At 59.4% G+C, this 23,126-nt stretch carries 27 protein-coding genes and 3 pseudogenes; 13 read left to right on the plus strand and 17 right to left on the minus strand.

Annotated features, from left to right (window positions below; all coding sequences use genetic code 11):
- Positions 1 to 132 precede the first annotated feature (132 nt).
- Positions 133 to 360, minus strand: a complete 228-nt coding sequence (locus tag ACSQ9D_RS06040) for a hypothetical protein (protein WP_436281510.1) — start codon at positions 358 to 360, stop codon at positions 133 to 135.
- A 287-nt stretch (positions 361 to 647) separates the two neighbouring features.
- On the opposite strand from ACSQ9D_RS06040, the gene ACSQ9D_RS06045 reads away from it, so the two are divergent.
- A complete protein-coding gene (locus ACSQ9D_RS06045) occupies positions 648 to 1,751 on the plus strand; it encodes a GSU2403 family nucleotidyltransferase fold protein (protein ID WP_436281511.1) in 1,104 nt (367 codons plus the stop codon).
- A 309-nt stretch (positions 1,752 to 2,060) separates the two neighbouring features.
- Here the strand turns inward: ACSQ9D_RS06045 and ACSQ9D_RS06050 are convergent, their stop codons facing one another.
- Genes ACSQ9D_RS06050 through ACSQ9D_RS06060 form a run of 3 tightly spaced genes read right to left on the minus strand, consistent with a single transcriptional unit; the run spans position 2,061 to position 3,952 of the window.
- Positions 2,061 to 2,828, minus strand: coding sequence for an alpha/beta hydrolase family protein (locus ACSQ9D_RS06050; protein WP_436281512.1), 768 nt, complete (start codon positions 2,826 to 2,828; stop codon positions 2,061 to 2,063).
- 49 nt (positions 2,829 to 2,877) lie between these two features.
- On the minus strand, positions 2,878 to 3,441 hold the full coding sequence (locus tag ACSQ9D_RS06055; RefSeq protein ID WP_436281513.1) for a GNAT family N-acetyltransferase: 564 nt from the start codon (positions 3,439 to 3,441) through the stop codon (positions 2,878 to 2,880).
- 7 nt (positions 3,442 to 3,448) lie between these two features.
- Positions 3,449 to 3,952: a pentapeptide repeat-containing protein gene (locus ACSQ9D_RS06060; protein ID WP_436281514.1), complete on the minus strand. Its 504-nt coding sequence runs from the start codon at positions 3,950 to 3,952 to the stop codon at positions 3,449 to 3,451.
- A 731-nt stretch (positions 3,953 to 4,683) separates the two neighbouring features.
- On the opposite strand from ACSQ9D_RS06060, the gene ACSQ9D_RS06065 reads away from it, so the two are divergent.
- Positions 4,684 to 4,908, plus strand: a complete 225-nt coding sequence (locus tag ACSQ9D_RS06065; RefSeq protein WP_436281515.1) for a hypothetical protein — start codon at positions 4,684 to 4,686, stop codon at positions 4,906 to 4,908.
- Positions 4,909 to 5,106: 198 nt separating this feature from the next.
- On the opposite strand, the gene ACSQ9D_RS06070 is transcribed toward ACSQ9D_RS06065, so the two are convergent.
- The 3 genes and pseudogenes from ACSQ9D_RS06070 to ACSQ9D_RS06080 form a co-directional block, all read right to left on the minus strand.
- Entirely contained in the window at positions 5,107 to 5,253 is a 147-nt protein-coding gene (locus ACSQ9D_RS06070) for a hypothetical protein (RefSeq protein ID WP_436283773.1), read from the minus strand.
- Between the two features lie 7 nt (positions 5,254 to 5,260).
- Positions 5,261 to 5,748: pseudogene (locus tag ACSQ9D_RS06075) on the minus strand (isocitrate lyase/phosphoenolpyruvate mutase family protein).
- 107 nt (positions 5,749 to 5,855) lie between these two features.
- Positions 5,856 to 6,788 (minus strand): LysR family transcriptional regulator, encoded by a 933-nt coding sequence (locus ACSQ9D_RS06080; protein WP_436281516.1) that lies wholly within the window; start codon positions 6,786 to 6,788, stop codon positions 5,856 to 5,858.
- A gap of 217 nt (positions 6,789 to 7,005) precedes the next feature.
- On the opposite strand from ACSQ9D_RS06080, the gene ACSQ9D_RS06085 reads away from it, so the two are divergent.
- The 6 genes from ACSQ9D_RS06085 to ACSQ9D_RS06110 all read left to right on the plus strand — a co-directional run bounded on the left by ACSQ9D_RS06085 (position 7,006) and on the right by ACSQ9D_RS06110 (position 12,064).
- Positions 7,006 to 7,593, plus strand: a complete 588-nt coding sequence (locus ACSQ9D_RS06085; protein ID WP_436281517.1) for a flavin reductase family protein — start codon at positions 7,006 to 7,008, stop codon at positions 7,591 to 7,593.
- Entirely contained in the window at positions 7,593 to 8,027 is a 435-nt protein-coding gene (locus ACSQ9D_RS06090) for a nuclear transport factor 2 family protein (RefSeq protein WP_436281518.1), read from the plus strand. Before ACSQ9D_RS06085 ends, ACSQ9D_RS06090 begins: the two co-directional genes overlap by 1 nt.
- Positions 8,024 to 9,622 (plus strand): 4-hydroxyphenylacetate 3-hydroxylase N-terminal domain-containing protein, encoded by a 1,599-nt coding sequence (locus tag ACSQ9D_RS06095; protein ID WP_436281519.1) that lies wholly within the window; start codon positions 8,024 to 8,026, stop codon positions 9,620 to 9,622. Before ACSQ9D_RS06090 ends, ACSQ9D_RS06095 begins: the two co-directional genes overlap by 4 nt.
- A gap of 119 nt (positions 9,623 to 9,741) precedes the next feature.
- Positions 9,742 to 10,662: an intradiol ring-cleavage dioxygenase gene (locus ACSQ9D_RS06100; RefSeq protein ID WP_436281520.1), complete on the plus strand. Its 921-nt coding sequence runs from the start codon at positions 9,742 to 9,744 to the stop codon at positions 10,660 to 10,662.
- A gap of 23 nt (positions 10,663 to 10,685) precedes the next feature.
- On the plus strand, positions 10,686 to 10,985 hold the full coding sequence (locus tag ACSQ9D_RS06105; RefSeq protein ID WP_436281521.1) for a Dabb family protein: 300 nt from the start codon (positions 10,686 to 10,688) through the stop codon (positions 10,983 to 10,985).
- A gap of 8 nt (positions 10,986 to 10,993) precedes the next feature.
- Positions 10,994 to 12,064, plus strand: a complete 1,071-nt coding sequence (locus ACSQ9D_RS06110) for a maleylacetate reductase (RefSeq protein WP_436281522.1) — start codon at positions 10,994 to 10,996, stop codon at positions 12,062 to 12,064.
- 163 nt (positions 12,065 to 12,227) lie between these two features.
- Here ACSQ9D_RS06110 and ACSQ9D_RS06115 read toward each other — a convergent pair whose 3' ends face one another.
- From ACSQ9D_RS06115 to ACSQ9D_RS06145, 7 genes are all read right to left on the minus strand, one after another.
- Positions 12,228 to 12,410: a hypothetical protein gene (locus ACSQ9D_RS06115; RefSeq protein WP_037117571.1), complete on the minus strand. Its 183-nt coding sequence runs from the start codon at positions 12,408 to 12,410 to the stop codon at positions 12,228 to 12,230.
- A gap of 405 nt (positions 12,411 to 12,815) precedes the next feature.
- A complete protein-coding gene (locus ACSQ9D_RS06120) occupies positions 12,816 to 13,508 on the minus strand; it encodes an amino acid ABC transporter permease (RefSeq protein ID WP_436281523.1) in 693 nt (230 codons plus the stop codon).
- An 18-nt stretch (positions 13,509 to 13,526) separates the two neighbouring features.
- On the minus strand, positions 13,527 to 14,234 hold the full coding sequence (locus ACSQ9D_RS06125) for an amino acid ABC transporter permease (RefSeq protein WP_436281524.1): 708 nt from the start codon (positions 14,232 to 14,234) through the stop codon (positions 13,527 to 13,529).
- 55 nt (positions 14,235 to 14,289) lie between these two features.
- Complete coding sequence (locus tag ACSQ9D_RS06130) at positions 14,290 to 15,114, minus strand: amino acid ABC transporter substrate-binding protein (RefSeq protein WP_436281525.1); 825 nt, start codon at positions 15,112 to 15,114, stop codon at positions 14,290 to 14,292.
- 15 nt (positions 15,115 to 15,129) lie between these two features.
- Positions 15,130 to 15,870: an amino acid ABC transporter ATP-binding protein gene (locus tag ACSQ9D_RS06135; RefSeq protein WP_436281526.1), complete on the minus strand. Its 741-nt coding sequence runs from the start codon at positions 15,868 to 15,870 to the stop codon at positions 15,130 to 15,132.
- A 1-nt stretch (position 15,871) separates the two neighbouring features.
- Positions 15,872 to 17,353 (minus strand): NAD(P)-binding domain-containing protein, encoded by a 1,482-nt coding sequence (locus ACSQ9D_RS06140; protein ID WP_436281527.1) that lies wholly within the window; start codon positions 17,351 to 17,353, stop codon positions 15,872 to 15,874.
- Positions 17,350 to 18,348 (minus strand): LysR family transcriptional regulator, encoded by a 999-nt coding sequence (locus tag ACSQ9D_RS06145; protein WP_436281528.1) that lies wholly within the window; start codon positions 18,346 to 18,348, stop codon positions 17,350 to 17,352. Before ACSQ9D_RS06145 ends, ACSQ9D_RS06140 begins: the two co-directional genes overlap by 4 nt.
- 160 nt (positions 18,349 to 18,508) lie before the next feature.
- On the opposite strand from ACSQ9D_RS06145, the gene ACSQ9D_RS06150 reads away from it, so the two are divergent.
- The 3 genes from ACSQ9D_RS06150 to ACSQ9D_RS06160 all read left to right on the plus strand — a co-directional run bounded on the left by ACSQ9D_RS06150 (position 18,509) and on the right by ACSQ9D_RS06160 (position 21,135).
- The gene (locus ACSQ9D_RS06150) at positions 18,509 to 18,991 is read left to right on the plus strand and encodes a CMD domain-containing protein (protein WP_436281529.1); all 483 of its coding nucleotides are present in this window, start codon (positions 18,509 to 18,511) and stop codon (positions 18,989 to 18,991) included.
- Complete coding sequence (locus tag ACSQ9D_RS06155) at positions 18,988 to 19,563, plus strand: peroxidase-related enzyme (protein ID WP_436281530.1); 576 nt, start codon at positions 18,988 to 18,990, stop codon at positions 19,561 to 19,563. The genes ACSQ9D_RS06150 and ACSQ9D_RS06155 overlap by 4 nt, the downstream gene beginning before the upstream one ends.
- 345 nt (positions 19,564 to 19,908) lie before the next feature.
- Positions 19,909 to 21,135 carry an MFS transporter gene (locus tag ACSQ9D_RS06160; RefSeq protein WP_436283774.1) on the plus strand — a complete coding sequence of 409 codons (1,227 nt, stop codon included), beginning with the start codon at positions 19,909 to 19,911 and terminating at the stop codon, positions 21,133 to 21,135.
- A 112-nt stretch (positions 21,136 to 21,247) separates the two neighbouring features.
- On the opposite strand, the pseudogene ACSQ9D_RS06165 reads toward ACSQ9D_RS06160, so the two are convergent.
- Together ACSQ9D_RS06165 and ACSQ9D_RS06170 are read right to left on the minus strand one after the other, a co-directional pair.
- A pseudogene (locus ACSQ9D_RS06165) lies at positions 21,248 to 21,532 on the minus strand (urease accessory protein UreH domain-containing protein); the annotation flags it as partial.
- Between the two features lie 452 nt (positions 21,533 to 21,984).
- Positions 21,985 to 22,134, minus strand: coding sequence for a hypothetical protein (locus ACSQ9D_RS06170; protein WP_436281531.1), 150 nt, complete (start codon positions 22,132 to 22,134; stop codon positions 21,985 to 21,987).
- An 88-nt stretch (positions 22,135 to 22,222) separates the two neighbouring features.
- Between ACSQ9D_RS06170 and ACSQ9D_RS06175 the strand changes: the two genes are divergently transcribed.
- Positions 22,223 to 22,417 carry a hypothetical protein gene (locus ACSQ9D_RS06175; RefSeq protein WP_436283889.1) on the plus strand — a complete coding sequence of 65 codons (195 nt, stop codon included), beginning with the start codon at positions 22,223 to 22,225 and terminating at the stop codon, positions 22,415 to 22,417.
- A gap of 10 nt (positions 22,418 to 22,427) precedes the next feature.
- Positions 22,428 to 22,847 (plus strand): hypothetical protein, encoded by a 420-nt coding sequence (locus tag ACSQ9D_RS06180; protein ID WP_436283890.1) that lies wholly within the window; start codon positions 22,428 to 22,430, stop codon positions 22,845 to 22,847.
- Here ACSQ9D_RS06180 and ACSQ9D_RS06185 read toward each other — a convergent pair.
- Positions 22,824 to 22,967 (minus strand): annotated as a pseudogene (locus ACSQ9D_RS06185) (AAA family ATPase); the annotation flags it as partial. The gene ACSQ9D_RS06180 and the pseudogene ACSQ9D_RS06185 sit on opposite strands and share 24 nt — an antisense overlap.
- Positions 22,968 to 23,126: the final 159 nt, after the last annotated feature.

The raw sequence follows: 23,126 nt of genomic DNA on the forward strand, positions 1-23,126 counted from the left end.
GCATCGTCGAAAAGTTTGGGGCCTTTTCTCTGGCCGCGGCGATCCATTGTGTCTTCAGGCCGGGAGCCGAGAATGAAATCCTGCTAGGCAACGCTCCAGACGTCAGTAACATTTCCCATCTCTGGCGGGCATCTACTGGATCGTGTTCGAAGTGTGTGCGTTCGTCCTCATCGTCGACGGGCCAACGAAGTTTTCGATCAGTACCGTGGCGATGCCTTCAACTGACCGATGGCCTTGGTCGAAAAGTTCGACTGCTGCGTGGTTAAGCAAGGTGGATGCCTGTTCATCCGGAACTACGTCGTAGTACTGATACCACTGCCTAACGGCCCTGGAGAGAATTAGAAGATCGGTGTCGTGCATGGCCGCCTCCCTCGAAAAGGGAGCAAGTAGCGGAGTGCTCTCGGTCTTCAATAGTCAGGATCGTGCGAAGGGGGCGTAGTCGCCGCTTTGAAAGCGTAGCAGACAACGACGGCTCAAGCGTAAATTCCAATGGCCTGTGTAGTTGACCGTATTGACAATGAGGCAATTGATTCCGGGCAGACAACATTATTCAACTTGCTAAACATATGCCAAAGGTCTAGCAATAGAGTTGCTAAACATATGGCAAATGACTAGCAAGGTACAACATGCAGCCTCTGGCTCCTTCGTTGAACATCGCGTTCGCCGATCTCGTGGAAAGCGCACATGAAAAAGCATTCAACGCCCGCTTTCCCGTGAAAGGGACCTTTCACAAGCTGAAGCGCGGGGAGAAGGAGTACTGGTATCACGTCATGCGCGACTCGACCGTCACCAGCGGCCGACGAACGAGCTACGCCGGATTAGTCGGCGATCCTGATGTGGACGCGCTGGTCGAACGTCATGGCCACGAACACGCGCGTCATAGGCTTCAAAAGGAGACAGCTTCCATGCTGCGCCGGTCGGGCCTTCCGGCACCCGATCCCATGGAAGGCAAACTGACGCAGGCATTCCAGAGAGCCGGCTTGTTTCAAGCCGGTGCGATCCTCGTTGGCTCCGTGGCGTACCAGGCCTACGGCGGCATCCTCGGAGCCAAGCTGAGTGGCGACCTCCACCGCACTCAGGACATCGACCTTGCCCAAGACCGCGAAATCGCGCTTCACGTGGGCCACACCGGCCAAAAGCTGGAAGACTTTCAGGACATTCTCAAATCGGTCGATGCATCGTTCGCGCGGAAGCTCAATCCGAGTTATCCGAACGCTGGGCCGACGCGCTACGAGAACGCCAGCAAGTACAAAGTTGACCTCCTGACGGCTCATGAGAACTCAGACCGGGACCGTAGAGCGCCAGTCGCGATCCCGATCATGCCTGGCGCCGCGCTTCAGCCGCTCGACCTGATGGAGTTCCTCATCAGGAACCCGATCCGGTCAGCGCTCTTATACGAAGACGGTGTGGCTGTCGTAGTACCGGATCCGGTCCGCTATGCGCTTCACAAGGTGACCATCGGCCAGATGCAGGGCCCATCGGGTGAGGCGGGCAAAGATAGCAAGGACCGCATGCAGGCTGCCGAACTGGTTAGGGCCATCGAACACGCCGGCCGCACAAGCGAACTCGCGGAGGCTTGGTCGGAATTATGGCGCGACAAGGCGAAGCGACGGCGTTTCGTGCTGCGCGGCGTCCTAGCACTGCCCGACGACGCCATCGACATCATCGCACGCACCGCCATCCGATACGGAGAGGAACCGTTCCGCGACGGCGAACCGCCCGCGGTCACGCTTCGGAATCTCATCCGCTAGGATGGCCACGGCGCATCCGTCAGTCGTTAACGTTCTCTGCGGGAGCTTCCCCCACATCCAGATCCAGGAAGGTCTCGTCCTCGGAATGGACGACGGGCCCCTCCCAGGCAGCTACCAGCCATCCCGCATGCTTCTAAGCGTAGCTGCTTTTCCGACTGGTCGTACGCGCTAGCTTGCGGTTGACCCGCTCTGACCTTGCGGACATGGAACGTGTCGCAAAATTCCCTCACAAGATGCTGACTTCTGCGAGGGAGTTTTGCGACAGAGAATTCTTCTTGAAGATCAAGGCGTCGGGTTTTGCATCAAAAATCAGGATTTCTGCGACATGGAAAGGCCGTCCATGTACTGATCGAGATGGTCCTTCCACAAAGCTGGCTTGAACATCAATGCATGGCCCATGGGCGCAGCAATGAACGTCCCCTGTCCGCCAGCCGATAGAAACCTTTCGAAATTTTCTCGACAGTGCTCTATCCGATAGTACTGGTCATAGATTCCGTGCAACCAAAGCGTCGGAATTCCGGAAGGTGTGCCACGTTCAAAAATAAGCGGGTTTACGATTTCATGAGTGGCGCAAGCTCTTCCGAGCCAGCCACCGTTGAAGTTGATTGCGCCTTGGAAAGTGGCCGGGCGCATACCCGCATAGGCTATCGACAAGATGCCGCCGCGCGAGACCCCTCCGATCGTCAGTCGGCCCTGATCCACATCGGGCCTCTCGCGCAGATGGCGCACGACAGCGTCCATATCCTCAACGGCCCTCTCAAAACCCGCAATCGTAATCTCGACGTTGCAGGAATAGCCGGAGCCGTCTGAAGCTAGTCCCTCCCCATAGCTTCCGCCTGATTTCCCTCTCCCTCGGCGTTGCGGAAAAATGGTCATCCAGCCCCGTTCAGTGAAATAGCTTGCTACGATAGCTGGACACACCGTCCTTGAGTAGAGGGTCTTATTGTGGCCCCGTCCGGTAGAGCCGTGGTTGAAAATGATCGTCGGATAAGGTCCCTCGTGTTGAGGCTCGGCTGCAACAATTTCTAATCGGGCATCTGCCTCGCTAGACGGTATGAAAAACTTCTCAAACTTCATGCGCCTTGCCACCCTTTGCCTTCGCGCCCGATTTTGGGTGTCACAGTTTTCACGGCAGCGTCGGCGGGTAACTGGCCAAGCAGCCGAACATTCGGAAATCATGGAAAGCGTTCTTGAACCACGCTTTTTGGCGAAGCGTACCTTCATATCGGAACCCGGCTTTTCCCAGAACACGTTCCGACGCTGCGTTCCCTGGCAGTGTCCACGCCTCGATGCGGTTCAGGGAAAAATGATCAAAGCCACATGTCGTGACGGCCTTCACTGCTTCGGTCATTAGCCCTTTCCGCCAAACGGAGGGATGTATTTCGTAGCCGACCTCAGCGCACTTCCAACGCCTGTCGATACGGTTGAAGCGTATAGCTCCCAAAGTCCGGCCTGAAACGCGATCTTCTATTATCCAGGCGCATCCCTTTCCTTTGGTGTATGCCTCAGACATCCACCGCATAGAGCGATCGGTTTGTGCCATTTTCGGTATTTCAGGCCAGTCCGAAAAGCGGGTAACCTCTGGAAGCATGAGCAGTTCGTGAAATGCGCCGCAGTCGTCCATAACCGGTTCGCGCAGGCTCAGCCTTTTAGTGAGAAGCAAAGGAAATCCGCTTTTCGGATGGTCCATGGTAGGATCAGGACAGCTGCGATTTTCTATAGGTCTCAACTATCTCTTCGAGCGACACCCCATCGAGCATAGCGCCGGGTATACGGCAACTGGAAAAGGTGACCCCCGAGAGATTGATGTTCTGGAACCGTGAGCCGGACAAGTTGACGTCATTCACGTACCACCCGGTCATATTGCTGTCGTTGAATTTAGCACCGGAAAAGTTGATCTGATTGAACGATGTTCCTGAGAGATTCGCGTCGTTGAAACGTGAACCCGACAAGTCGGTATCGTTCACATCCAGACTTTGCGTCGTTCGATGGAGCTTTATCTCATCGCCCATGATTGAGAAGAGAAGAGGCTTGTCGCCCCCATCTTGCCCTACCGCTGCAGAAAGGGCGTTCCAATCTTTCACGCCGAATTGTTTTGCAATCAATTCCAAACAATCGCTGTGAGACAGGTCTATCTTGCGATCGTTGAGGGCCTGCCGTAGAGCTTTCGCCATGCCCTTGATACTGAGTGTTCTAAGCATTCCAGTTCCTCCAGGGCAATCATTGCGTCAGAGCTCACATTGCTGACCGACTGCCGCAGGGGCTGGAAGTCGAACGGGTATCATTTAAATGCATTCACCATACCAAATTTGGCGTGAGCGGCAGGCTGCATAAGGCCTAGGTGAATTTCTACATGCGTCTTCCGCGTTGTCAATGAAACCGAAGACATCGCGCTCACTTTCGCCTAGCCCAGGGCAATGAGCATCCTTGCCTCGAAGTTTGATCGTGAATTTGTCGCCACCACCGGGCGGACTATAACCAACCGTTTGATTAGGATCCCTCGGGGGTCTCTGCTTGCTGAGGGCGAGGCAGGGTTCGATACGCGATGGTATCGGATCGAGGGGAAGTCCCGGCTGCGACGGATCGCGAGGCTTCCGAATTCGCGCGCTTTGCGGATTGCCTGCAAGGATCGCTGCTCATCAAGCGCGGGGATCATCTCGCTGGTTCAAATTTGTTGCGCGTCGCCCTCGATCGTCCAGGAACTGCACCGGACAGGCGCCGAAAAAGCTTTGTCATAGACTTCGCGCCGCACGGGTCTGGGTTTCTGCTCGACTATGCGGATGCCTTGGTTTCGCTCGGGGACTCGCCGAATGCATCAGCTGTAGTGGACGCGGCGATTGCACAATGCCATCGCGACGGCTTGCTCTGGCACGCTCCCGAACTCCTGAGAATTCAAGGGGAACTTCTGATTCGTGAGGGCGACGATCGATCGATGCTTGCTGCAGAGAAGAAGCTCACAGAGGCAGTCACCATGGCGACGGAGCAGGGAGCGCGTTACTGGCAGCTTCGCGCGGCCACAACACTTGCTCGCCTGAAGCTGTCTCGAGGCCGCGAGATCGAGGCTCGAGCTGTGATTGAACCGATCTGTAATCTCTACAGCGCCGAGCCTGCGTTTTTCGAACTTCAGGCCGCCCGCTCAGTGCTTTCGACCGCCTAGACAATGGTCCTGGCGCTCGGCGCATCTAAGCGCGCATGTAGCCCGCAAGTTCCTCGTAGGGCAGTGGGAATGTATCTACAAAGCCGAAGCTTCCTTCGTCTCTGATTTGGCGCGCTGCAGTGACAAGCCCCGCCATGGCAGCGCGGTAGAGCGAGGGCGCAAGACTGATCCGACGCACACCGACGGCCTTCAGCTCGGCTACAGCGAGACGTTCGGGATGCCCGCTGTAAAGTTAAATGGCTTCGTGATCGAAGAGCATACCGCTTTAACCGCATCCAGACTGGGCAGGGCAGGGGCCATCAAAACATCAGTTCCTGCTTTTTCGAACGCCACAAGACGTTTGATGACATCGTCAAGATCGGTTCTGCCGTGGAAAAAGCCGTCCGCCCGCGCAGTAAATCAGAAAGGGGTGCCCGAGTCCTCGCGTTGCCTCGACCGCCGCAGCCACGCGCTCGGTGGCTTCCTCGATATCGAACAGGCCGCTTTCCTGCCCATCGCTACTCGGAGGGACATCCTCAATAGAGGCGCCAACGAGGCCGATGCTCGCTGCGAGCCGATATGTTTGGGCAACCGCGACAGGTGTAGATCCAAAGCCGCTTTCAAGGTCGGCGGAACAGGAAGCTCGGTCGCCTCCACGATAGCGCGAGCGCTCTCCAAGGCTTCCTCACGCGTCAAAGCGCGATCGCGTTTGCCCTGGACAGCAGCAGACGCCCAGCTCGACGTGGCGAGGGCCGGAAAGCCGAGGGCCGCGAGAATCCGTGCCGAGCCGGCGTCCCAAGGATTGGCGGTTACGAACGTAGGCCCCTGTTGGAGCTTCGCGAATGCTTCGGCCTTTTCGATCTGGGTCGGGGACGTGTTGGTTTCCTAGCTGTCATGCGGCCTACCGTCCTCCCCTTCGTTGGCGCTTGCAAGGCAAACGTTTGTTTGCTCCTACACCCGGCGCGGGGTCAGGATCTGGAAGTGCCCGTCGATATGCCTATAGCCGCGTCCATGATGCGGCCTCTCAGCCATATGTGGGCTTGGTCACTGGTGTGACGAGGGTGCCAGAACATACGCTCGTGGATGTCTGGCAGCTCTATCGGCGGCTCGAAGCCAGCGACGTCCGGGACGGCAAGCTCGACTAGTGCTCGCTCCAGCACCAGACTAAGCAGGTTGGATCCGCGTAAAAGAAACGGTACGAGCACGAAGCTCTCGACCGTCGCTGCAATCTTGCGATCTATGCCCCGTTGCGCGAGATGCTGATCCGCCAGGTTGAACTGGCGGTCCATGCCAATACCGTAAGCTAGATGCGGCGCAGCCAGAAAATCCTCTATCGACAGGGCTCCTGCTTCGCCGATGATTTTGTTTCCCGCGGACGCGGCGCAAAGCCACCGGTCGCTGATCAGTGGTTCCGAGGGGAAATCCGTATTTGGCAGCAATTCGCTGGGCTCGATGACGAGATCAACTCGATCTTCGACAAGCATCTTCTCCCTCTCGCGGGACCGCGGAAGGAGATGGATGGTTACGTTCGGAGCCTCTTCCTCCAACCGCTTGACGAGCCGACTGAGGAGTACAAGAACCGCATAGTCCGAAGCACTGATGGTGAACGTCTGCCTGTCGCTGAGCGGATCGAAGCCACCCTTCTGCATGAGTGTCTGTTGGATCTTGCTAAGGGCATCCCTGAGCGGCTCAATCAAGTTCTCGGCATTCTGAGTGAGCGCCAGGTTTCGTCCGACCCTTACGAGTAACGGGTCGTGAAATATTTCTCGAAGTCGACCAAGCGCAGCGCTGGTCGCGGATTGGCTGAGACCGACGATCTCGCCCGCGCGGCTGACGCTTCTTTCCCGCAATAGCGCGTCAAGGACCACAAGAAGGTTCAGATCGACGCCACGTAAGTTCACTGCTCGTCCCCGTTCGACGTATTTATGTGGTGGATAGATGGCTTCCGAATTATCGATTGGACACTATACGACCGATGCGTAACATCCCTGTCAACAAAAATAAGAAGCGGGATTGCGCTCCTGGGAAGTAATGCTCAGGAGCTCCAAAGTAGAAACCTACACGTCGGAAATTGCACTGGTGTGCGGCAAGTAACGTTGCTCGCGCAAAGGAGGATTTATGCGCAATTTTACGAATGAACGTGTTGATCAGGAGGATCATCACGATCGTAAGTACTGCCCGCCTTGGGAGCTTGATGCCGGTCCGGACTCGCTGGCGTTCCGGTCGGCAATGCGAAAGGTCGTCGGCGGTGTCTCAATTATCACGACGCTGCACGAGGACCGGCCCTGGGGTATGACAGTCAGTGCCTTCACTCCGGTCTGCATGGAGCCGCCCACCCTCCTTGTCTGCGTCAATCGCGAGACAGTTACGGCGAACTGCATCACCAAGTTGCAACGCTTCGCTGTCAATGTCCTCAGCCAGGAACAGTTGGCGATCTCACAGTTCTGCTCACGTCCTCGCGAAGACAAGTTCATCGAGGAGTTCGTCGTTTCTCGGTGCGACCATCCGGACAGGATCCACATGCCTGTCCTGCAAAACTCTCTCATTACTTTCGACTGCAGTGCCACGGCCACCTTGGTGGTGAACAGCCATCTGGTGGTCATGGGCAGGGTTATGTCGGTACTCGCTCCTTCCGCCAAAAAGCCTCTCCTGTATGGACAGGGCGAGTATATGCATGGCGTAACGCTCGCATTGGCGGTGGCGTGATGACCTACGAAGACGATCCGCCGTCAATCGCTGAAAAACTCTTCGCTGCCTACAACGGGAGGAACCTCGAGGCGGTTGCGCGGCTCTACCACGACGACGCCACGCACGAGGATGTCGCGCACGGCAAGCCCAAGATCGGGGCGATGGCGATCAGCGAGGGCCTCGGAAGGTTTCTTGGCTGGTTCCCAGATGCGTCCTGGGAAATCCACTCGATTATCGGCGGAAAGTGCCACGAAGTCGCGGTCGCGTACACCCTGAGGGGCTCGCTTCAAGCGCCAATGGGGCCTGTTTTGCCCACGGGCCAAGCGATCGCATTGCGCGGCGTGCAGGTTCTCTGGGTCGCGCAAGGCAGGATCCGACGCAGCGAAGACTACTGGGACGCGTCGACGTTTCAGAAGCAGCTAACTTCTATCAAACCGGAGGAGAAACAATGAGAACAGGCAAAGAGTATCTTGAATCGTTGCGCGACGATCGTCGAGTCTACGTGGGTGGTGAACTCATCGACGACGTCACTACGCATCCCAAAACAAAAGGTTACGCGCAGGCAATCGCCGAATACTACGACCTCCACCTCGACCCCAAGAATCAGGACATCGCGACGTTTATCGACGAGAAAGGCAACCGCCAGTCGATGCATTGGTTCCTGCCCCGCTCTAAGGAGGACACGGTCCGGCGGCGGAAGTATGCCGATTTCATCTTCCGGCACTTCAAGGGTGGTATCTTCACGCGACCACCGATGGGCATGAACTGCGTCATGTTTACCCAGGTCGACGACCAGGAGCCCTGGGCAAAGAATTCCCGGTTCAAGAAGGGTCAGCGGGATCTTTCCGGTAATATCCAGCGGCAGTGGGACGAAGTCACGAGCAAAGACCTCGCCATCTCGCCTATGTTTGTCGACGTGCAGTTCGACAGAAGCCGGGCCGACGCGCTCGGAGAGACGCCGATGCTCAGCATTGTCGACGAGACGGACGAGGGAATAATCGTCAAAGGTTGGAAGGCGATCGGCACTTCCGTCCCATTCGTCAATCATCTCCTGATCGGAAATTTGTGGCGGCCTGGCCAGACTGCCGAGCAGACGGTTTACGCTCTCGTGCCGATCGCGACCAAAGGCATTACCGTGGTGGCCCGCGAGTCGCGCGTGCTGGCCGATGCGGACCCATATGATCACCCGTTGGCGACGATCGGCGACGAACTGGATGCCATGGTCTATTTCGACGATGTATTGATCCCCTGGTCCCAGGTTCAACATATCGGGAATCCTGATCACGCCAAATGGTACCCTCAGCGTCAGTTTGACTGGGTGCACCTGGAAACGCAGATCCGGCACTGCGTCCACGCCGAGCTCATGGTCGGTCTGGCGCTGTTGCTAACCCAGTCTTTGGGCACCGCCAACAATCCGGTCGTGCAATCTCAATTGGCCGAACTCATCCGGTTCCGTGAAACCTGCACCGCCTTCATGCTCGCGGCCGAGGAAACCGGCTTCGCTACACCGGGCGGTCTTTTCAAGCCGAACAACATTTATATCGACTTTGGCCGTGCTCACTATCTGGAGCATCAGCCCAAAATGGTGAACATGCTGATCGAATTCTGCGGTCGAGGGATCGTGCTGCAGCCAACGAAGCGGGAATTGGAACATCCCTATATTGGGCCGAAACTAGCGGAGGCGCTTCGCGGCCCTGAGATAAGCGCGTATGACCGCATCAAGATCTTCAGGCAGATAAGCGAGCGTTTCCTCACAGAGTGGGGTACTCGCCACGAAATGTTCGAGAAGTTCAACGGAACCCCGCTTTATCTTATCAACCTGCTGACGATGCAGAGGACGGAATATCACGTCGACGGCCCCCTCACGGCCCTGGCTCGCGAGGTGCTCGGTTTTGGCGACACCGCAGAGCTTGGGAAGCGGGCGCAAGAGGCGGAAAAGAACTCTCATTACGCCAACGTGCGCTTCCAGCCCGAATATGCACGGGCCCAGGACGTGCACGATGGATACATCGCACCCTCGGGGGAGCGCGTTAGAGTGAACGCCTGAGATCCACCCCGCGCCGGCGCGTCTGGCCGCCGGCGCGGAACCCTTTGCCTCTGTGGTCTGTGTCCTCTGCGACTTTGCGCCGAAGGCGTTCTGCTGGCAGTTCAATAAAGGTTCGTTCGATGCACGATGTTCAAGCTGCGGCACCGCGTGGGGCCTTTTTCACTGAGGAGAACTCAGCGGAGGTCGTCAACGCCAGAATGGGGGCGTCTGTTCCGCCCCGGCTAGCCGAGATCATGACCTGTCTCGTAAAGCATTTGCACGCGTTTGTTCGAGAAACAAAGCTGTCCGAGAACGAATGGGAAGCTGGGATTGCGTTCCTCACTCAGACCGGTCAGCTTTGCACACAGGAACGCCAGGAATTCATTCTTCTATCCGACACGCTTGGTGTGTCCATGCTGGTGGACGCGATCAACAATCGCAGGCCTGAAGGTGCCACGGAAAACACCGTGTTGGGACCCTTCTTCGTTGAGGATGCGCCTATCCGCAAGGCCGGCGACAGAATTTCGCTCGATGGAAAAGGCGAGGACTGCCTGTACGAGGGAAGGGTCCTCGATCTTGACGGGAATCCCGTTGAACGCGCGCGAATTGACGTCTGGTCCGACAATGCCGAGGGCTTCTACGACGTCCAGCAACCGGACCTCCAGCCCAAGTGGAATAATCGCGGAACGTTCTTCACGGACGCAGAAGGGCGATACAGCTTCGTTGGCATTAAGCCGATCTCCTATCCGATACCCGACGACGGTACAGTCGGAAAGATGCTCAAGGCTCTGGGCAGGCATCCATATCGACCTGCCCACATGCACTACATGATCAGGGCGGATGGCTTTCAAAAACTGGTTACACACACATTCGTTGGCGGAGACGCAAACTTGAAGTCGGATACCGTTTTCGGCGTGAAGCGATCGCTGGTCGCGGCGTTCGTGCCTGTTGATAGTGGCGAGACAAAGTGGCGATCCGATTACGACTTCATCTTGGCTCCCAATCGGGCCGCGAGCAACGGGATGAAACCGTCCAATGGACGCTCCCGCAACAGCCGTTAACGACGAATAAGCAAGGGGCACGAATGATCAAGCACGTCGTCATGTGGAATGCGCGCGGTGAGAGCAGCGAAGAACGAGCCGCTGTGGCTTGGTTGATAAAGTCGCGGTTCGAAGAGCTTATCGGTCAGGTGCCGGGATTGCTCAAACTGGAAGTGGGCGTGGATTTCAGCGGCATTTCCTATGCGTGCGATGTCGTCCTCTATTCCGAGTTTTCAGACAAGGCGTCATTGGCTGGTTATGCCGAACATCCCGCCCATCTCAAGATAAGAAGCGAACTCGAAGGCCTGCGAACGGCGCGTCACCAGGTCGATTACGAGGTTTAGGCACGGAGATGAGGACCCTGGAGACGTTCACATACAATGGCCAACCGTCCCGTGTGATTTTCGGATCCGGTACGGCCTCCCTGATTGTCCAAGAGATCGAGCGTCTTGGGTCGAGCAGGGTTCTGGTTCTCTCGACTGCTCCACAGGAGCAGGAGGCGCGAAAACTTGCAGCGGGGATCGGCGAGAAGGTTGCCGGAGTTTTTCCGGGAGCCGTCATGCACACCCCTGTGGCGGTGACTGAGCAGGCCGTCGGGTTGGCGATGTCCCTGGAGGCCGACTGTCTTGTTGCGCTCGGTGGTGGGTCGACGACGGGTTTGTCCAAGGCCATCGCGCTGCGGACCAATATCAACCAGATCATTGTGCCGACGACATACGCTGGATCAGAAATGACGCCGATCCTCGGAGAGACCAAGGGCGGTGAAAAGGTCACCCAAAGCAACCCTCGCATATTACCGGAAGTCGTGATCTACGACGTTGATCTTACGATGACCTTGCCGGTAGGCATGTCGGGTACCAGTGGCATCAACGCAATCGCGCACGCTGTCGAGGCACTCTACGCCAAGGAACGGAATCCAATCGTCTCGATGATGGCAATCGAGGGCATAGAAGCACTCTATGGGGCTCTGCCGTTGATCGCGGAGAATCCGTCTTGCAGGGATGCTAGGTCGAACGCTCTCTACGGCGCTTGGCTGTCAGGTATATGCCTGGGTTCAGTCGGGATGGCGCTCCACCACAAGCTTTGCCATATCCTCGGCGGCACATTCGGCCTCCCCCACGCCGAAACCCACGCGATCATTCTACCGCATGCACTCGCCTACAATGCGCCAAGTGTTCCAGATGCGATGGCAAAACTCCGCAAAGCGTTGCGAACGGACGATCCCCCGATAGCATTCTTCGAGCTTTTGAACCGGGTAGCGGCTCCAAGAGCACTATCCGACATCGGTATGTCGGCGTCCGATATCGAGATTGCTGTAGAGGAGGTGTTCGAAAGGCCATACTGGAATCCTCGACCGCTTCAGAAATCCGCGATCCGCGACCTCTTAGGTCGGGCCCATGCCGGCGCGCGGCCTGCCATTTAAGTTTATGTGGTCAGCGCTGCAGTCCCGCGCAATTGACACATCTTCGAATCGTGGATAAATATTCTCCACGAATTGAGGTGAGAGATGTAACTCAGCGAAGGCGCTGTTCACCGTATCGGAGACGAATGAGGATCTGACAAGGCCTTGGCTAAATTTCAGTCACCTAGTCCTGCGTGCCCCGCGTATCGAAAACGACAGCGCCATGGACGCTATCGGTCAACCTCGTCGTTCCGCCCGACATCTGCGATCCGAAAACGTACAGCATGGCTGCGAGAAATGCCACGAGCGCCACAACCGTCAGGTCCATGGCGATCGGTGAGTGTGAGCTGTGCTGCTTGTTGCTCATGGCGAAACTCCATCTTGGATCTCCATGGCGACGCTCTGTATCCGACATCCCTCTACCCCCGGACTTTAGTCCGGGTCGCTTCCTCGGAAGGAAGATGCTTGCAGTGTCTGCAGAGCCCACCAGGAGAATCGCATGGTGCGCCCTTCTGCAGGGTCTGCCAATTCCGTCAATAGTTTGAGGGAGGTGCGGTGGAGAGGTACGAGGGACCTCTCGTGCCCAATGCCTTATAGAATGACTAAGCTCGCGAGCGGCGGTGGGTCGGCGTCGCCGACACGATCCTGCGAGAGCCGCTGCCTGTTCCAGCGTGATCGGCCCGACCGGAGGGTCGATGAACGAGCCGCCATCATTAGGATATCGCAGTACCGGGTCTGAAGCCTCTTGTGCCCAGCACTGCCTGAAGCATTTTCAGGCCCATACTCTAAGGGCTCGTTCCGTCCTGTCGGCGGCATATGTGACGATATAGGCGATCACCATGTAGACCACGACGGCGATCAGGAAGGCTTCGAGGTAGTAGAAGTTCAGCGCGGCGGTCAACTGAGACTGCGCAAAGATATCGACGACCTCGATGGCGAACCCAAGCGACAGCGCCTTCATGATGACCATGATGGAGTTGGCGAGATCCGGGATTGCGGCGACGATAACCTGGGGAAGCATGACCCGTCGGAAGACTTGGCTGCGCTTGTAGCCCAGTGAGTAGGCCGCATCCGCCTGACCAGTGTCGAAGGAGTTGAGGGCGCCCTTCACGACCTCCGCCTGAAAGGCGGCGACGCAAAGAGTCAGCGCGACGATGAGCGTGACCCAGTTGGGCGTCGAGTGACCGTTGTATTCCACCCCGACCAGGGAGGACAGGAATTGGAGCGTCGGCGGCAGGCCGTAGTAGGCGAGGAAGATCACGATGACCATCGGCACGCCCTTGAAGGCAACCTTGTAGGCCACGACGAGCTCCCGCAGCACCGGTATCCGCCTGTATTCGACCATCGCAAACAGGCTGCCGATGATCGTGGAGAGGACGAAGATCGCGAGCGCCATCGCGAGCGTCACCGGGACTGCGCCCAGGATGTCCCAGAGATCCGGGAGAAGGATTTCGGAATCGAACATGTGATGACCCTCTTTCGATCAGACGCTTGCCATGATGGCGGTCGGCGCCGGCGCGGCCTTGGTTGCAAACTTCGAATTACGACTTTCGAAGAATCGCACGACCAGCCAGGCCACCAGGCACAGCAGCGAATAGATCACCGCCAACACGAGGTAGGTTTCGAACTGGTACTGGTTGTAGTCCCGCTCCATGACGAGATGCGCAGTGGCCATGACGTCGGCGGCGCCGATGTACATGACGAGCGCGACGTTGTGGATCAGGTAGATGATCGAGTTGCCATAGCCAGGCAGGGCGATGTGGACCGCCTGCGGCCCCACGACGCGCAGGATCTTCTGACGAAAGGTATATCCGAGACTGTCCGCCGCGTCGTGCTGACCGCGTTCTACGGCCAGGTACGCTGGCCGAAGAACCTCCGACAGATAGCCCCCGTGGTAGAGGCTGAGGCCTACCACGGCGGCGACGTTCGGGGAGACGAAATCTTCGACCTCGAACAGGGCAACCACCAGAGGAAGGCCGTAGAAGGCGACGAACAACTGGAGGACGACCGGAACGCTCCTGGCGTAGGAAACGTAGAGGTCCGCCAACTGGCTGACCACGGGAATCCTTCGAATCCGGAACGTCGTCGCAATCAGGGCCAGCACGAAGCCGGCGATCATGGCTGTAAAAGTGATCGCGAGCGTCAGCGGCAATGCCTTGAGCAGCTCGGGGATCATTATGGAAAGGTCCACCTTGGAACACTCCTTCTTGCGATTTCAGCCTTGATCGTCAGTTCGGGGCGTGGCGTTACTTCATGTACGCGGTGATGTCTTCGCCGAACCATTTCTGCGAGAGCTTGGCGAGCGTCCCGTCGGCCTTGAGCTCCTTCAGAGCCTTGTCGATGCCATCGGAGAGAGCCTGGTTCTCTTCGGAGCGGTGGATCAGGACGAAAGTGTTGTTGATCGCGACCGGCTCGCTCGCCTTGATGTCGAGCTTCTGCTGGTCGATTACCGTCTGCTCGCCGAGGTTCGACGGCAGAACCAGCGCGTCGTACTTGCCGTTCTGAACTTCCTTCAGACGGTCCGGATAGGGGACGCCGGCGCTCGATGCGGTGATCTCGATCTTGGTGTCGGGGTTCTTTTCCTGCCACGCGGTTGCGAACTTGTAGATGCCGCCGCCGGCCGTGACGGGAACGATCTTCTTCCCGACAAGATCCTTCATCTCGTTGATGCCGCTGTCCTTGCGGCTGTAGATCTTGATCAGGCTGGCGCCGATCGGGCTTTCCGGGATGAGGAACTGTTTTTCGCGAGCGGGCGCCCGATAGTAGCCGCCGGTCGCGATGTCGTACTTGCCGGTGGCAAGGCCTGTCTCCTGCGCGATGTCGGCCGCGCCTTCCATCACGAACTTGTACTGGGGCAGCTTGGCGTTGATCGCCTTCAGCACGTCGGGCTCGTAGCCCTGCGGCTCGACGCCGATCGCGCCCCAAGAGAGCGGCTTGGATTCGGCCGCCGTGGCGATCTTGATCGTACGAACGTCCTGGGCATGGGATACGCCCGAGGTTGCGAGGGCGATGGCGACGCCGGCTACGGCGAGGCCGAAGGTACGGCGGGAAGTTGACTTGATGGAAGACATGTCAGGCACCTTTCTCTACTGGAGGGAGTGTTCGGAACTGAGGAACTGCGCGAGGCGCGGGTTGGAGGGCGACTCGAAGATCTCGGCCGGGCTACCGTCGGCGGCGACGACGCCCCGATCCATGAAGACGATGCGGTTCGAGATGTTTTTGGCGAACTGCATCTCGTGGGTGACGAGCAGCGAGGTGATCCCCGAAGACGTGACGTCCTTGATCACCTTCAGAACCTCGCCGACGAGCTCGGGATCAAGCGACGACGTCGGCTCGTCGAAGAGCATCACATCCGGCTTGACCGCCAGCGCACGCGCGATGCCGGTGCGCTGAAGCTGGCCGCCGGAGAGCTGGGACGGGTAGTTGTCCAACTTGTCGGATAGGCCGACGCGCTCCAACTCCTGCATGGCAATCGCACGCGCCTCGTCCTTGGATTTGCGCTGCACGACCACGAGCGGATCCATGACGTTCTGAATGACGGTCATGTTCTTGAAGACATTGAACTGCTGGAACACCATGGCCGTCCGGAGCCGGATAGCCTGGATCGCATGCTTGTCCGCCTGCCGGTAGTCCATCTTGATATTGTCGAAAGCGATGGTGCCCGACGCCGGCTTCACCAGATAGTTGATGCACTTCAGCAGCGTCGTCTTGCCGGTGCCGCTGGGGCCAATGATCGAAACCACGTCGCCGCGTTTCACCGTCAGGTCGACGCCGTTCAGGATCTGCGTGCTTCCGTAGGACAGCTTTATGTTCTTGAGCTCAAGCATTTCAGGTCGGTGTCCTTTCGGAAGGTCGTTCGGAAAGCGTTTCAGTCTCGTCGTCCGCCCATTCGTCTCCAAGGAGTTCCGGCGTGTCGAAGGCTTGCAGATCGGCGAAGTGACGCTCACGGTCGGCGACGAAGATCGCCCTGACGATCCCGCGCGCCAGCCGGTCGGCGCCTTCGCTGATGGCGGGAATGTCGCCCGTGAGCTTGCCGTGGCTCAGCGTGGCCGGAAAGTTGAAGCAGTGGATCTTGGCCAGTGCCGGGCATGCGCCGGGCTCTGTCTCCAGAAACTCGAACGCGTCACCAAGATCCGGCGAAGCTTCGAGTTCGCCGTTGCGCATCTTCGCGGGCACGGGGAAACGGTCTTGCCAGAGCCGGATGTAGGGTGAGACGGCGGCGAGTTCCGGCCTGTTCGCCAATTCGATCTTGAAGCCGGTCCCGAAGATCAGAAAGTCGACGTGGTAGCGGCCCTTCGGCGTTGTCACCACGACGTGATCGCCGTCCTGTTCCAGCCCGATGATGGGGCTTTCCAGATGGAGATGGGCCTGCGGGAACGTGCTGACGCGCAGGACGCTGGGGCGGGGCGGCGGCGTCTGCTGGCCCATCGCGTAGTTCAGGAACCGCCATTTCCACTCATCGGGCAGTCCTGCAAATCCGTGCACGACGCCCTGGCTGCCGATGCCGGTGAACTTGTTGATCCGCGGCAGTTCCTGCCGTCGCACGAACATGTCGAGGCGTGCGGCTCCGGCCTCAAGTGCAGTCGCAGCGTTGTCCATCGCAGACGCGCCGGCGCCTACGACGCCAACCCGCTTGCCTTTCAGCGCGGCGAAATCGATCTCGTCGGCGGTGTGAGCCCAGAACTTCCGATCGATCTGGCCGGCGATCGACGGCACGAACGGGCCACCCAGGCCGTCGCGGCCCGTCGCCAGAACCACGTGGCGCGCAATCATGGTTTCGGTCCGGCCGTCCTGGCTGCAGACGATGTCGAGCATGCTGTCCTCGCGCGGGACGACCGCATCGACGGAAATTCCATTGCGCACCGGAAGGTCGAGCACGCGGCGGTACCAGACGAGATAGTCCATCCAGGTTTCGCGCGGCGACCTGTCCAGCGCGGCCCAGGCTTCGCGGCCATGCAGCGCCTCGTAATAGGCGCGGAAAGTGAGGGCCGGCAGACCCATCGCCGGTCCGGTCAACTGCTTAGGGGAGCGGAGTGTTCGCATCCGCGCGAAAGTGACCCACGGACCTTCCCGACCGGCGGGCGCCTTGTCGAGCACGACGTGGTTCGCGACACCGAGCCGCTTCAGCATGCCCGATGCGACAAGCCCGGCCATGCCGCCGCCAATAATGACGACGTCGACGACCGTCTTGCCGTTGACTTCGCGAGGAGGAATCCAGGACTTCGCGGGCAACTCCAGCCAGGCAAGATCCTGTTTCAGGCGTGCTTCAAGGGCGTCGAGACCGTTCGGAAACGCGGACAGGTCACTCATGACGGCATTCCCTCGGGCAGCGCGGTTCGTCCGTAGACAGTGTCGGCCAAAGCCTCGACGCCGCCCGAGTCATGCAGTCGGCAACCGGGCATCGCCAGGGCCACCGCCCGCGCTGACTCGATCACGGCTGCGACGGTCGGAGTCAGCGGATGCGCCGCAGGCGAAATGGCGCCGAACACAAATGGGATGGTGTGGTCGAGCACGCGCATCACGATGCCCTGGAGCATAACGCCGACGACGGTCGCCGGCTCGACGATGGCGGCCCCCAGTCCAGCGCGGACCATCGTGAGGGCCGTCATCGATGCGTTGACGTCGATCAACCGCCTCGGCACGACACCAGCCCGTTCAAGGGCCTCGTCGACACGGTGCCGCAGACGATATGGGTTCGCCAAGGTGATGATCCGTCGGTCCGAGAGATCGCCGAGACGCACGACGCTGTGACCGGCGAGCGGATCATCCGCGGCCAGGGCGACGACGCACGGCGCTTCGGCGACCCAATGCACCTCAAGGCCGGGATGCTCTAGCGGCAGGCTCGAGACTCCGAAATCCGCAGATCGGGCGAGCACGGCCTGCACGACGTTCTCGGCCGCGAGCGCCTGCACATGAAGGTGGCGTGGAATGAGACCCGGCGCGACGTTCGCGATCGCCTGCGGTAGAACGCCGGCCGCAAGCGACGGCGTGGCCGCGATCGTCAGCGACGCCGGCTCGTCGAGCCCAATGGCGTTCGCCCGTTCGCGGATGTGGGCAAGGCTGGCAAGATGGCGCTCCACCTCGGCGTGAAAGAGCAGACCGCGCGACGTCGGCGTGATGCGGGGACCGCTCCGATGCAGGAGCGCATAGCCGATGTCGGCTTCCAGATCCTGGATCAGCCTGGTGACCGCTGGCTGCGAGCGGCCGAGGAGCCGTGCCGCGCCGGTCACGCTGCCTGCGGACATTACCGCTGCAAAGGCTTCAAGTTGCCGAATATCGAAAGAGTTAGAATGCATAATCGACATCAAACATTCTCCTTTATGTCAGTAAAGCATGAGATTTCTCATTTGACGATCGTCAATAGATAATTATTCTGCATGGAACCCAATCAATCATTACCAATTGACATGATCGAGTGCCGCGCCTACCTAGATGCATCCCTGCTGACGTACTGAGGAGCTTGTTTTGACACTCATCGAAACCCTGGTCTCCGCAAGGCCGGGCTCCGCGCTCGCGCAAGCCATGGAGAAACGCGCCGAGATCTTGCGCCTGAGCGAGGCCGCCCATGACGCCGTGCTCCTGCCGCGCGATGCCGGCGGACTGTCCCACGGCCTCAGGGCGGCTCTCGCCGCCCGCATGGCGCGCCACAACCGCAGCCTTTCGCTCGCGAGCCATTACGACACCCTGGTCGCTCGCGCCGACGAACCGGCGACAGCTTTGCTCGCCGAGCCCGACACGAACGTGACGGACCCGCGTACCGCGGAGATCGTCCGTCATGCCGACCGGCTCACGGTCGCGCCGCGCGATGCCACACGCGCCCATGTGGACGCATTGCGTCAGGTCGGCGTAACCGATGCCGACATCGTCCGGCTCGCGGAGCTTGCGGCCTTCGTCAACTACCAGGTCCGCGTCCTTGCGGGCCTGAAGCTGCTTGGAGAAATGCGATGAGCGAGGTCGTCCACACCTTCACCACCACGGTACCGCGCTGGCAGCCCTATGTCGTTCCGGTTGATTTCGCGACCGCCACCGACGAGCAGCATGCGGCGATGCAGACGACGCCGTCCAATAAGGGCATCTCGCCCTATGTACTTACCCTGGCTCACGACCCCGAGACGCTCGCGGTCCGCTCACCCTTGTTCAATCTGATCATGTATGGAAAAGACGGGTTGGCTAGTAGCGAGCGCGAGCTGGGCGCGGTCGCCGCGTCCGTCGTTAACCGCTGCGTCTACTGCGCCGCCGTGCACGCCTCGCGCTTCAACAACCTGACGAAACGGACGGACGTGATCGAGACCGTATTCGCCGACGGTCTCGATGCGACGCTCGACGAGCGCCTCCAGGCGATTTTCGACTTCTCGGCAAGGCTGTCAACTACGCCGCCCGAGGCGACGGCGGACGACGCGCAGGCACTGACGGATGTCGGACTCGACGAACTGGAAGCTCTCGATCTCGTCCTCTCGTCCGCCATCTTCGGCTGGGCGAACCGCCTGATGCATACTCTCGGAGAGCCGACGAAGGACTGAACGCATCGCGGGGTGCAGATTGCCGCCTGATCAGGAAGCGGGCGGCAATCCGATGCTATGCGTTTTTACCGTCGACCAATGCCTGCTGCTCCTGCAGATATGCGTCGGCGTCGGCCTCGCTGATGAAGAACTGGTCTTGAACCGAAACGCCATCGAGATTGTAGGTCACGATGTTCCAGCCGTCGTCAGTCTAAACATCAGTTGCCTCTGCGCAACAGCGCTGGCGGCGACTTCGGGAAGGCGCATGTCACGCCGTCCTGCGGCGGCCAGTGGCAAACGACGCTCCGTTCAGGCATCATCTCGACTTCAGTTGTGCGTGGGCCCCTGGCAAAGGCCATGCCGCCGATGCAAGCAATCAATGCTCGAGAGACCAGATCGGTGCTGCGCATTCATCCGGCAACCTTCCTCTTCGCGGCGCGCGCCTTGCGCGACATCGGGGACGGCTTCGTGGCCGTGCTGTTGCCGATCTATCTGCTCGCTCTCGGATTTACTGCGCTAGAGGTCGGCGTCATCGCGACCGCATCGCTCCTTGGCTCCGCGCTGCTGACGATATGCGTCGGCTTCCTCGGGGCCCGATACGATCACCGCCAACTTCTGCTGGCCGGTGCGAGCTTGATGATTGCAACGGGCGTGGCCTTCGCCGTTGTCCACGACTACGCGTTGCTCCTGGTCATCGCGTTTACCGGCACGATCAATCCATCGGCCGGCAGTGTCAGCGTGTTCGTGCCATTGGAGCACGCCGTTCTCACACGCGAGGTCACACAGCGTGAGCGAACCAGGATGTTCGCGCGCTACAGCCTCGTTGGCGCGTTCGCGGGAGCAATAGGTGGACTCGCTTCAGCGGTACCCGACCTTCTCGGTCCGATTGGCCTCGACCGGATTGACGGCATCAGGGCCATGTTCGTTCTTTACGCGCTGCTGGGGCTGTTGGGCGGCCTACTCTACGCGCGTATTCCGCGCAGCCCGGCACCAGACGCCGGCACTACAGCAGCGCTCGGTCCGTCGCGCCACATTGTCTTCAAGCTGGCTGCTCTTTTCAGTCTGGATGCCTTCGCCGGCGGCTTCGTCGTCCAGTCGCTGCTCGCCCTTTGGTTATTCGAGCGATTTGGCCTGTCGCTTTCAGAGGCGGCTGTTTTCTTCTTCTGGTCGGGCATGCTTTCGGCGCTGTCGTTTCCTGTAGCCGCATGGCTATCGCAACGCGTTGGGCTGATCAACACCATGGTGTTCACACACATTCCGTCGAGCATCGCTCTGATGCTGGCGGCACTTGCGCCCACGCTGTCTCTCGCGCTCTTCTTTCTGCTTGTGCGGGCCGCACTGTCGCAGATGGACGTGCCGACGCGCTCGTCCTACGTGATGGCCGTCGTCACCGAGGCGGAGCGGGCAGCCGCTGCAAGCTTCACGTCGGTGCCGCGTAGTCTCGCCGCCTCGGCTAGCCCTGTCCTGGCGGGCGCTCTCTTCGCCGCCTCCTTCCGAGCGTGGCCGCTAATCATCTGCGGTGCGTTGAAGATCGTCTACGATCTGTTGCTGCTGATGCAGTTCCGGCGGTTGAAGCCGCCGGAGGAAGGGTGACGCAGACGGCGACGAGCAACCAGAACGGCTCCGCCATCAGCGTCAGCCGCACCGGTCCTCGCGCTTCCGCGAAGGGCAGCGCCGTCGATCCGCTCCCTCTTGGGATGTCGTCTTAGAAGAAGATTTCATGGATGGCCACGGCCAGCAGGATCGCGCCGGCGGTCGCCTCGATGGTCTTGGAGGTCACAGCCAGCAGTCGGGGACGCGTCCTCAACAGCCTTGCGAGCTGCTCGCGGAACGCCACGGAGAGCAACGCCACTGCGGATAATGTCACGCCGACGCCGATCATCATCGATACCGCGAAGAGCAGCCCCGTGACGACAACCTGGTGGATCATCGCGAACGTCATGACGAAGAGCGTGAGCGGACAGGGGATCAGCCCCGCCATGAGACCCACAGGTGAAGCCCTCTAGCGAGGCGGGCGACCATGCGGAGGTTCTCATGGTGCGGATCCCAAACAATAGCTTTCCGATGCCGGACGCTCGACGGCGCGCAACAAGGGAGGGGCGTGAACGTGGTGTATGAAACATTAAAATGCCGTTGACTTGCCGGAACGAGTTCTCTATCTGTTCCGGAATGAGGCAGCACCTACGAATATCCAAGATACGTTGACCTTCGCGCCGCTCCGCCCAGCGGCAACGGTTCCTCGTATCGTGGATTTCGCAGATGTTGGACAAGCTTCCCGCCAACCAGGCCGCTCTCGACGCCGTTTTCCGGCAAGCCTCTACCAAGACCTTCTTCCCCAAAGCCACTGTCCGTTGCCCGGACGATCCCGTGTTCCGGACGCAGCTCGGCCGCGATCTCGCCTGCCTGCTCGACGTGGACGACGAGGTCGTTGCATGGTCGCCTCTATGCTTCGGAGCGCTGGTGGATGGGCGTCTCCATGTCCCCGACTTCATGGTCGATTATCAGGACGGACGACGTGAGTTCCTCGACGCGGTGGAGTTCGTCGGCGATCCCGCCGTGACGGCAACGCTCGCCTGCCTGAACCGGCGTCATCGCTTCATTCCACGGGATCGCGATCACGGAGGGGCATCGTCTTCAGAACGCGAAAGATCTCCTTCGTTATGCCCGACACCGGACGCCGTTGAACGACACGATCCGCCTCCTGGCAGCCCTCGAAGAGGCAGGCTCGCTCACGATCGCGGAGACCTTCGGGCTCTTTCGCGAGAGCCCGCCCATGACCGCGATTTCATGGATGATCCTGCACCGGTTCGTCTCTGCCGACCTGGGCGCCGGCCCGATCGGGCCGGAGACGTCCATCCGTCGTTTCCAGTGGTAAGGGGGCGACCATGAAACCTCTGAAGAGATACCGCCCCGATATGAAGGAGAGCGTGGAGCGCATCGGACAACGCGCCGATCCGGACAGGGGCGAGGTTGGTACGGTCAGACCAGGAAAGGTTCCGCGCCAGACCAGTCGCCTGCGCTCGGTCCGAAACCAATGTCCATACGGGCTCAAGATCACTTTCGACGCGCATGTTCAGCGAGAGAACTGTCTCGAGGCCGGCACCCGGTTCGTCCTCGAGTTCCTGCTTCGCGGAATTGTACCCTCGCAAATAGATGCCGTAGCCTTCCATGGACATCAGCTCAGGTGCGAGGTTTCCAAGCGTGATCGTGACGCTGATCGGATCGTCGACGAAGAGCGTGTGGAAATCAGCGTCCGTGAACTGTGCCGTTCTTCGCGCTCCGAGGCAGAGATCGATAGCGTCTAGTATCGTAGACTTGCCGCTATCGCCCGGACCGATCAGGCAATTGACGCCGGGTTTCGGATGCCACTGCAGCTTCTTGATGCCGCGGAAATTCTCGATTTCGATCGTTCTGATTGTCGCCATTCGTCAGCCGTTAAAAATCACCAATACGCGCAGGTCAGTTCGGAGGAGTCGAAGTCTGCAGCTCGAAGGGGCGGACCCGATCGATTGCTCGCGGCGCTCGGAAGCCTGATCCCCTTTTGTTCCGCTAAGCAGTTCCAGGCGTCGAAACGCCTGGATTTG

The organism is Rhizobium sp. LjRoot258, from assembly GCF_964254185.1.
In the GTDB taxonomy this organism is placed as follows: Bacteria; Pseudomonadota; Alphaproteobacteria; order Rhizobiales; family Rhizobiaceae; genus Rhizobium.

Bases quoted from the DNA above. Each gene is read 5' to 3' on its own strand.
- ACSQ9D_RS06040 (WP_436281510.1), bottom strand. From the start codon at position 360: ATGCACGACACCGATCTTCTAATTCTCTCCAGGGCCGTTAGGCAGTGG.
- ACSQ9D_RS06105 (WP_436281521.1), top strand. From the start codon at position 10,686: ATGATCAAGCACGTCGTCATGTGGAATGCGCGCGGTGAGAGCAGCGAA.
- ACSQ9D_RS06095 (WP_436281519.1), top strand. From the start codon at position 8,024: ATGAGAACAGGCAAAGAGTATCTTGAATCGTTGCGCGACGATCGTCGA.
- ACSQ9D_RS06065 (WP_436281515.1), top strand. From the start codon at position 4,684: ATGCTTGCTGCAGAGAAGAAGCTCACAGAGGCAGTCACCATGGCGACG.
- ACSQ9D_RS06060 (WP_436281514.1), bottom strand. From the start codon at position 3,952: ATGCTTAGAACACTCAGTATCAAGGGCATGGCGAAAGCTCTACGGCAG.
- ACSQ9D_RS06050 (WP_436281512.1), bottom strand. From the start codon at position 2,828: ATGAAGTTTGAGAAGTTTTTCATACCGTCTAGCGAGGCAGATGCCCGA.
- ACSQ9D_RS06180 (WP_436283890.1), top strand. From the start codon at position 22,428: ATGAAACCTCTGAAGAGATACCGCCCCGATATGAAGGAGAGCGTGGAG.
- ACSQ9D_RS06170 (WP_436281531.1), bottom strand. From the start codon at position 22,134: ATGACGCCGGTTCAGGCAGGCGAGCGTTGCCGTCACGGCGGGATCGCC.
- ACSQ9D_RS06110 (WP_436281522.1), top strand. From the start codon at position 10,994: ATGAGGACCCTGGAGACGTTCACATACAATGGCCAACCGTCCCGTGTG.
- ACSQ9D_RS06115 (WP_037117571.1), bottom strand. From the start codon at position 12,410: ATGAGCAACAAGCAGCACAGCTCACACTCACCGATCGCCATGGACCTG.
- ACSQ9D_RS06160 (WP_436283774.1), top strand. From the start codon at position 19,909: ATGCAAGCAATCAATGCTCGAGAGACCAGATCGGTGCTGCGCATTCAT.
- ACSQ9D_RS06055 (WP_436281513.1), bottom strand. From the start codon at position 3,441: ATGGACCATCCGAAAAGCGGATTTCCTTTGCTTCTCACTAAAAGGCTG.
- ACSQ9D_RS06085 (WP_436281517.1), top strand. From the start codon at position 7,006: ATGCGCAATTTTACGAATGAACGTGTTGATCAGGAGGATCATCACGAT.
- ACSQ9D_RS06100 (WP_436281520.1), top strand. From the start codon at position 9,742: ATGCACGATGTTCAAGCTGCGGCACCGCGTGGGGCCTTTTTCACTGAG.
- ACSQ9D_RS06130 (WP_436281525.1), bottom strand. From the start codon at position 15,114: ATGTCTTCCATCAAGTCAACTTCCCGCCGTACCTTCGGCCTCGCCGTA.
- ACSQ9D_RS06145 (WP_436281528.1), bottom strand. From the start codon at position 18,348: ATGTCGATTATGCATTCTAACTCTTTCGATATTCGGCAACTTGAAGCC.
- ACSQ9D_RS06140 (WP_436281527.1), bottom strand. From the start codon at position 17,353: ATGAGTGACCTGTCCGCGTTTCCGAACGGTCTCGACGCCCTTGAAGCA.
- ACSQ9D_RS06135 (WP_436281526.1), bottom strand. From the start codon at position 15,870: ATGCTTGAGCTCAAGAACATAAAGCTGTCCTACGGAAGCACGCAGATC.
- ACSQ9D_RS06155 (WP_436281530.1), top strand. From the start codon at position 18,988: ATGAGCGAGGTCGTCCACACCTTCACCACCACGGTACCGCGCTGGCAG.
- ACSQ9D_RS06120 (WP_436281523.1), bottom strand. From the start codon at position 13,508: ATGTTCGATTCCGAAATCCTTCTCCCGGATCTCTGGGACATCCTGGGC.
- ACSQ9D_RS06090 (WP_436281518.1), top strand. From the start codon at position 7,593: ATGACCTACGAAGACGATCCGCCGTCAATCGCTGAAAAACTCTTCGCT.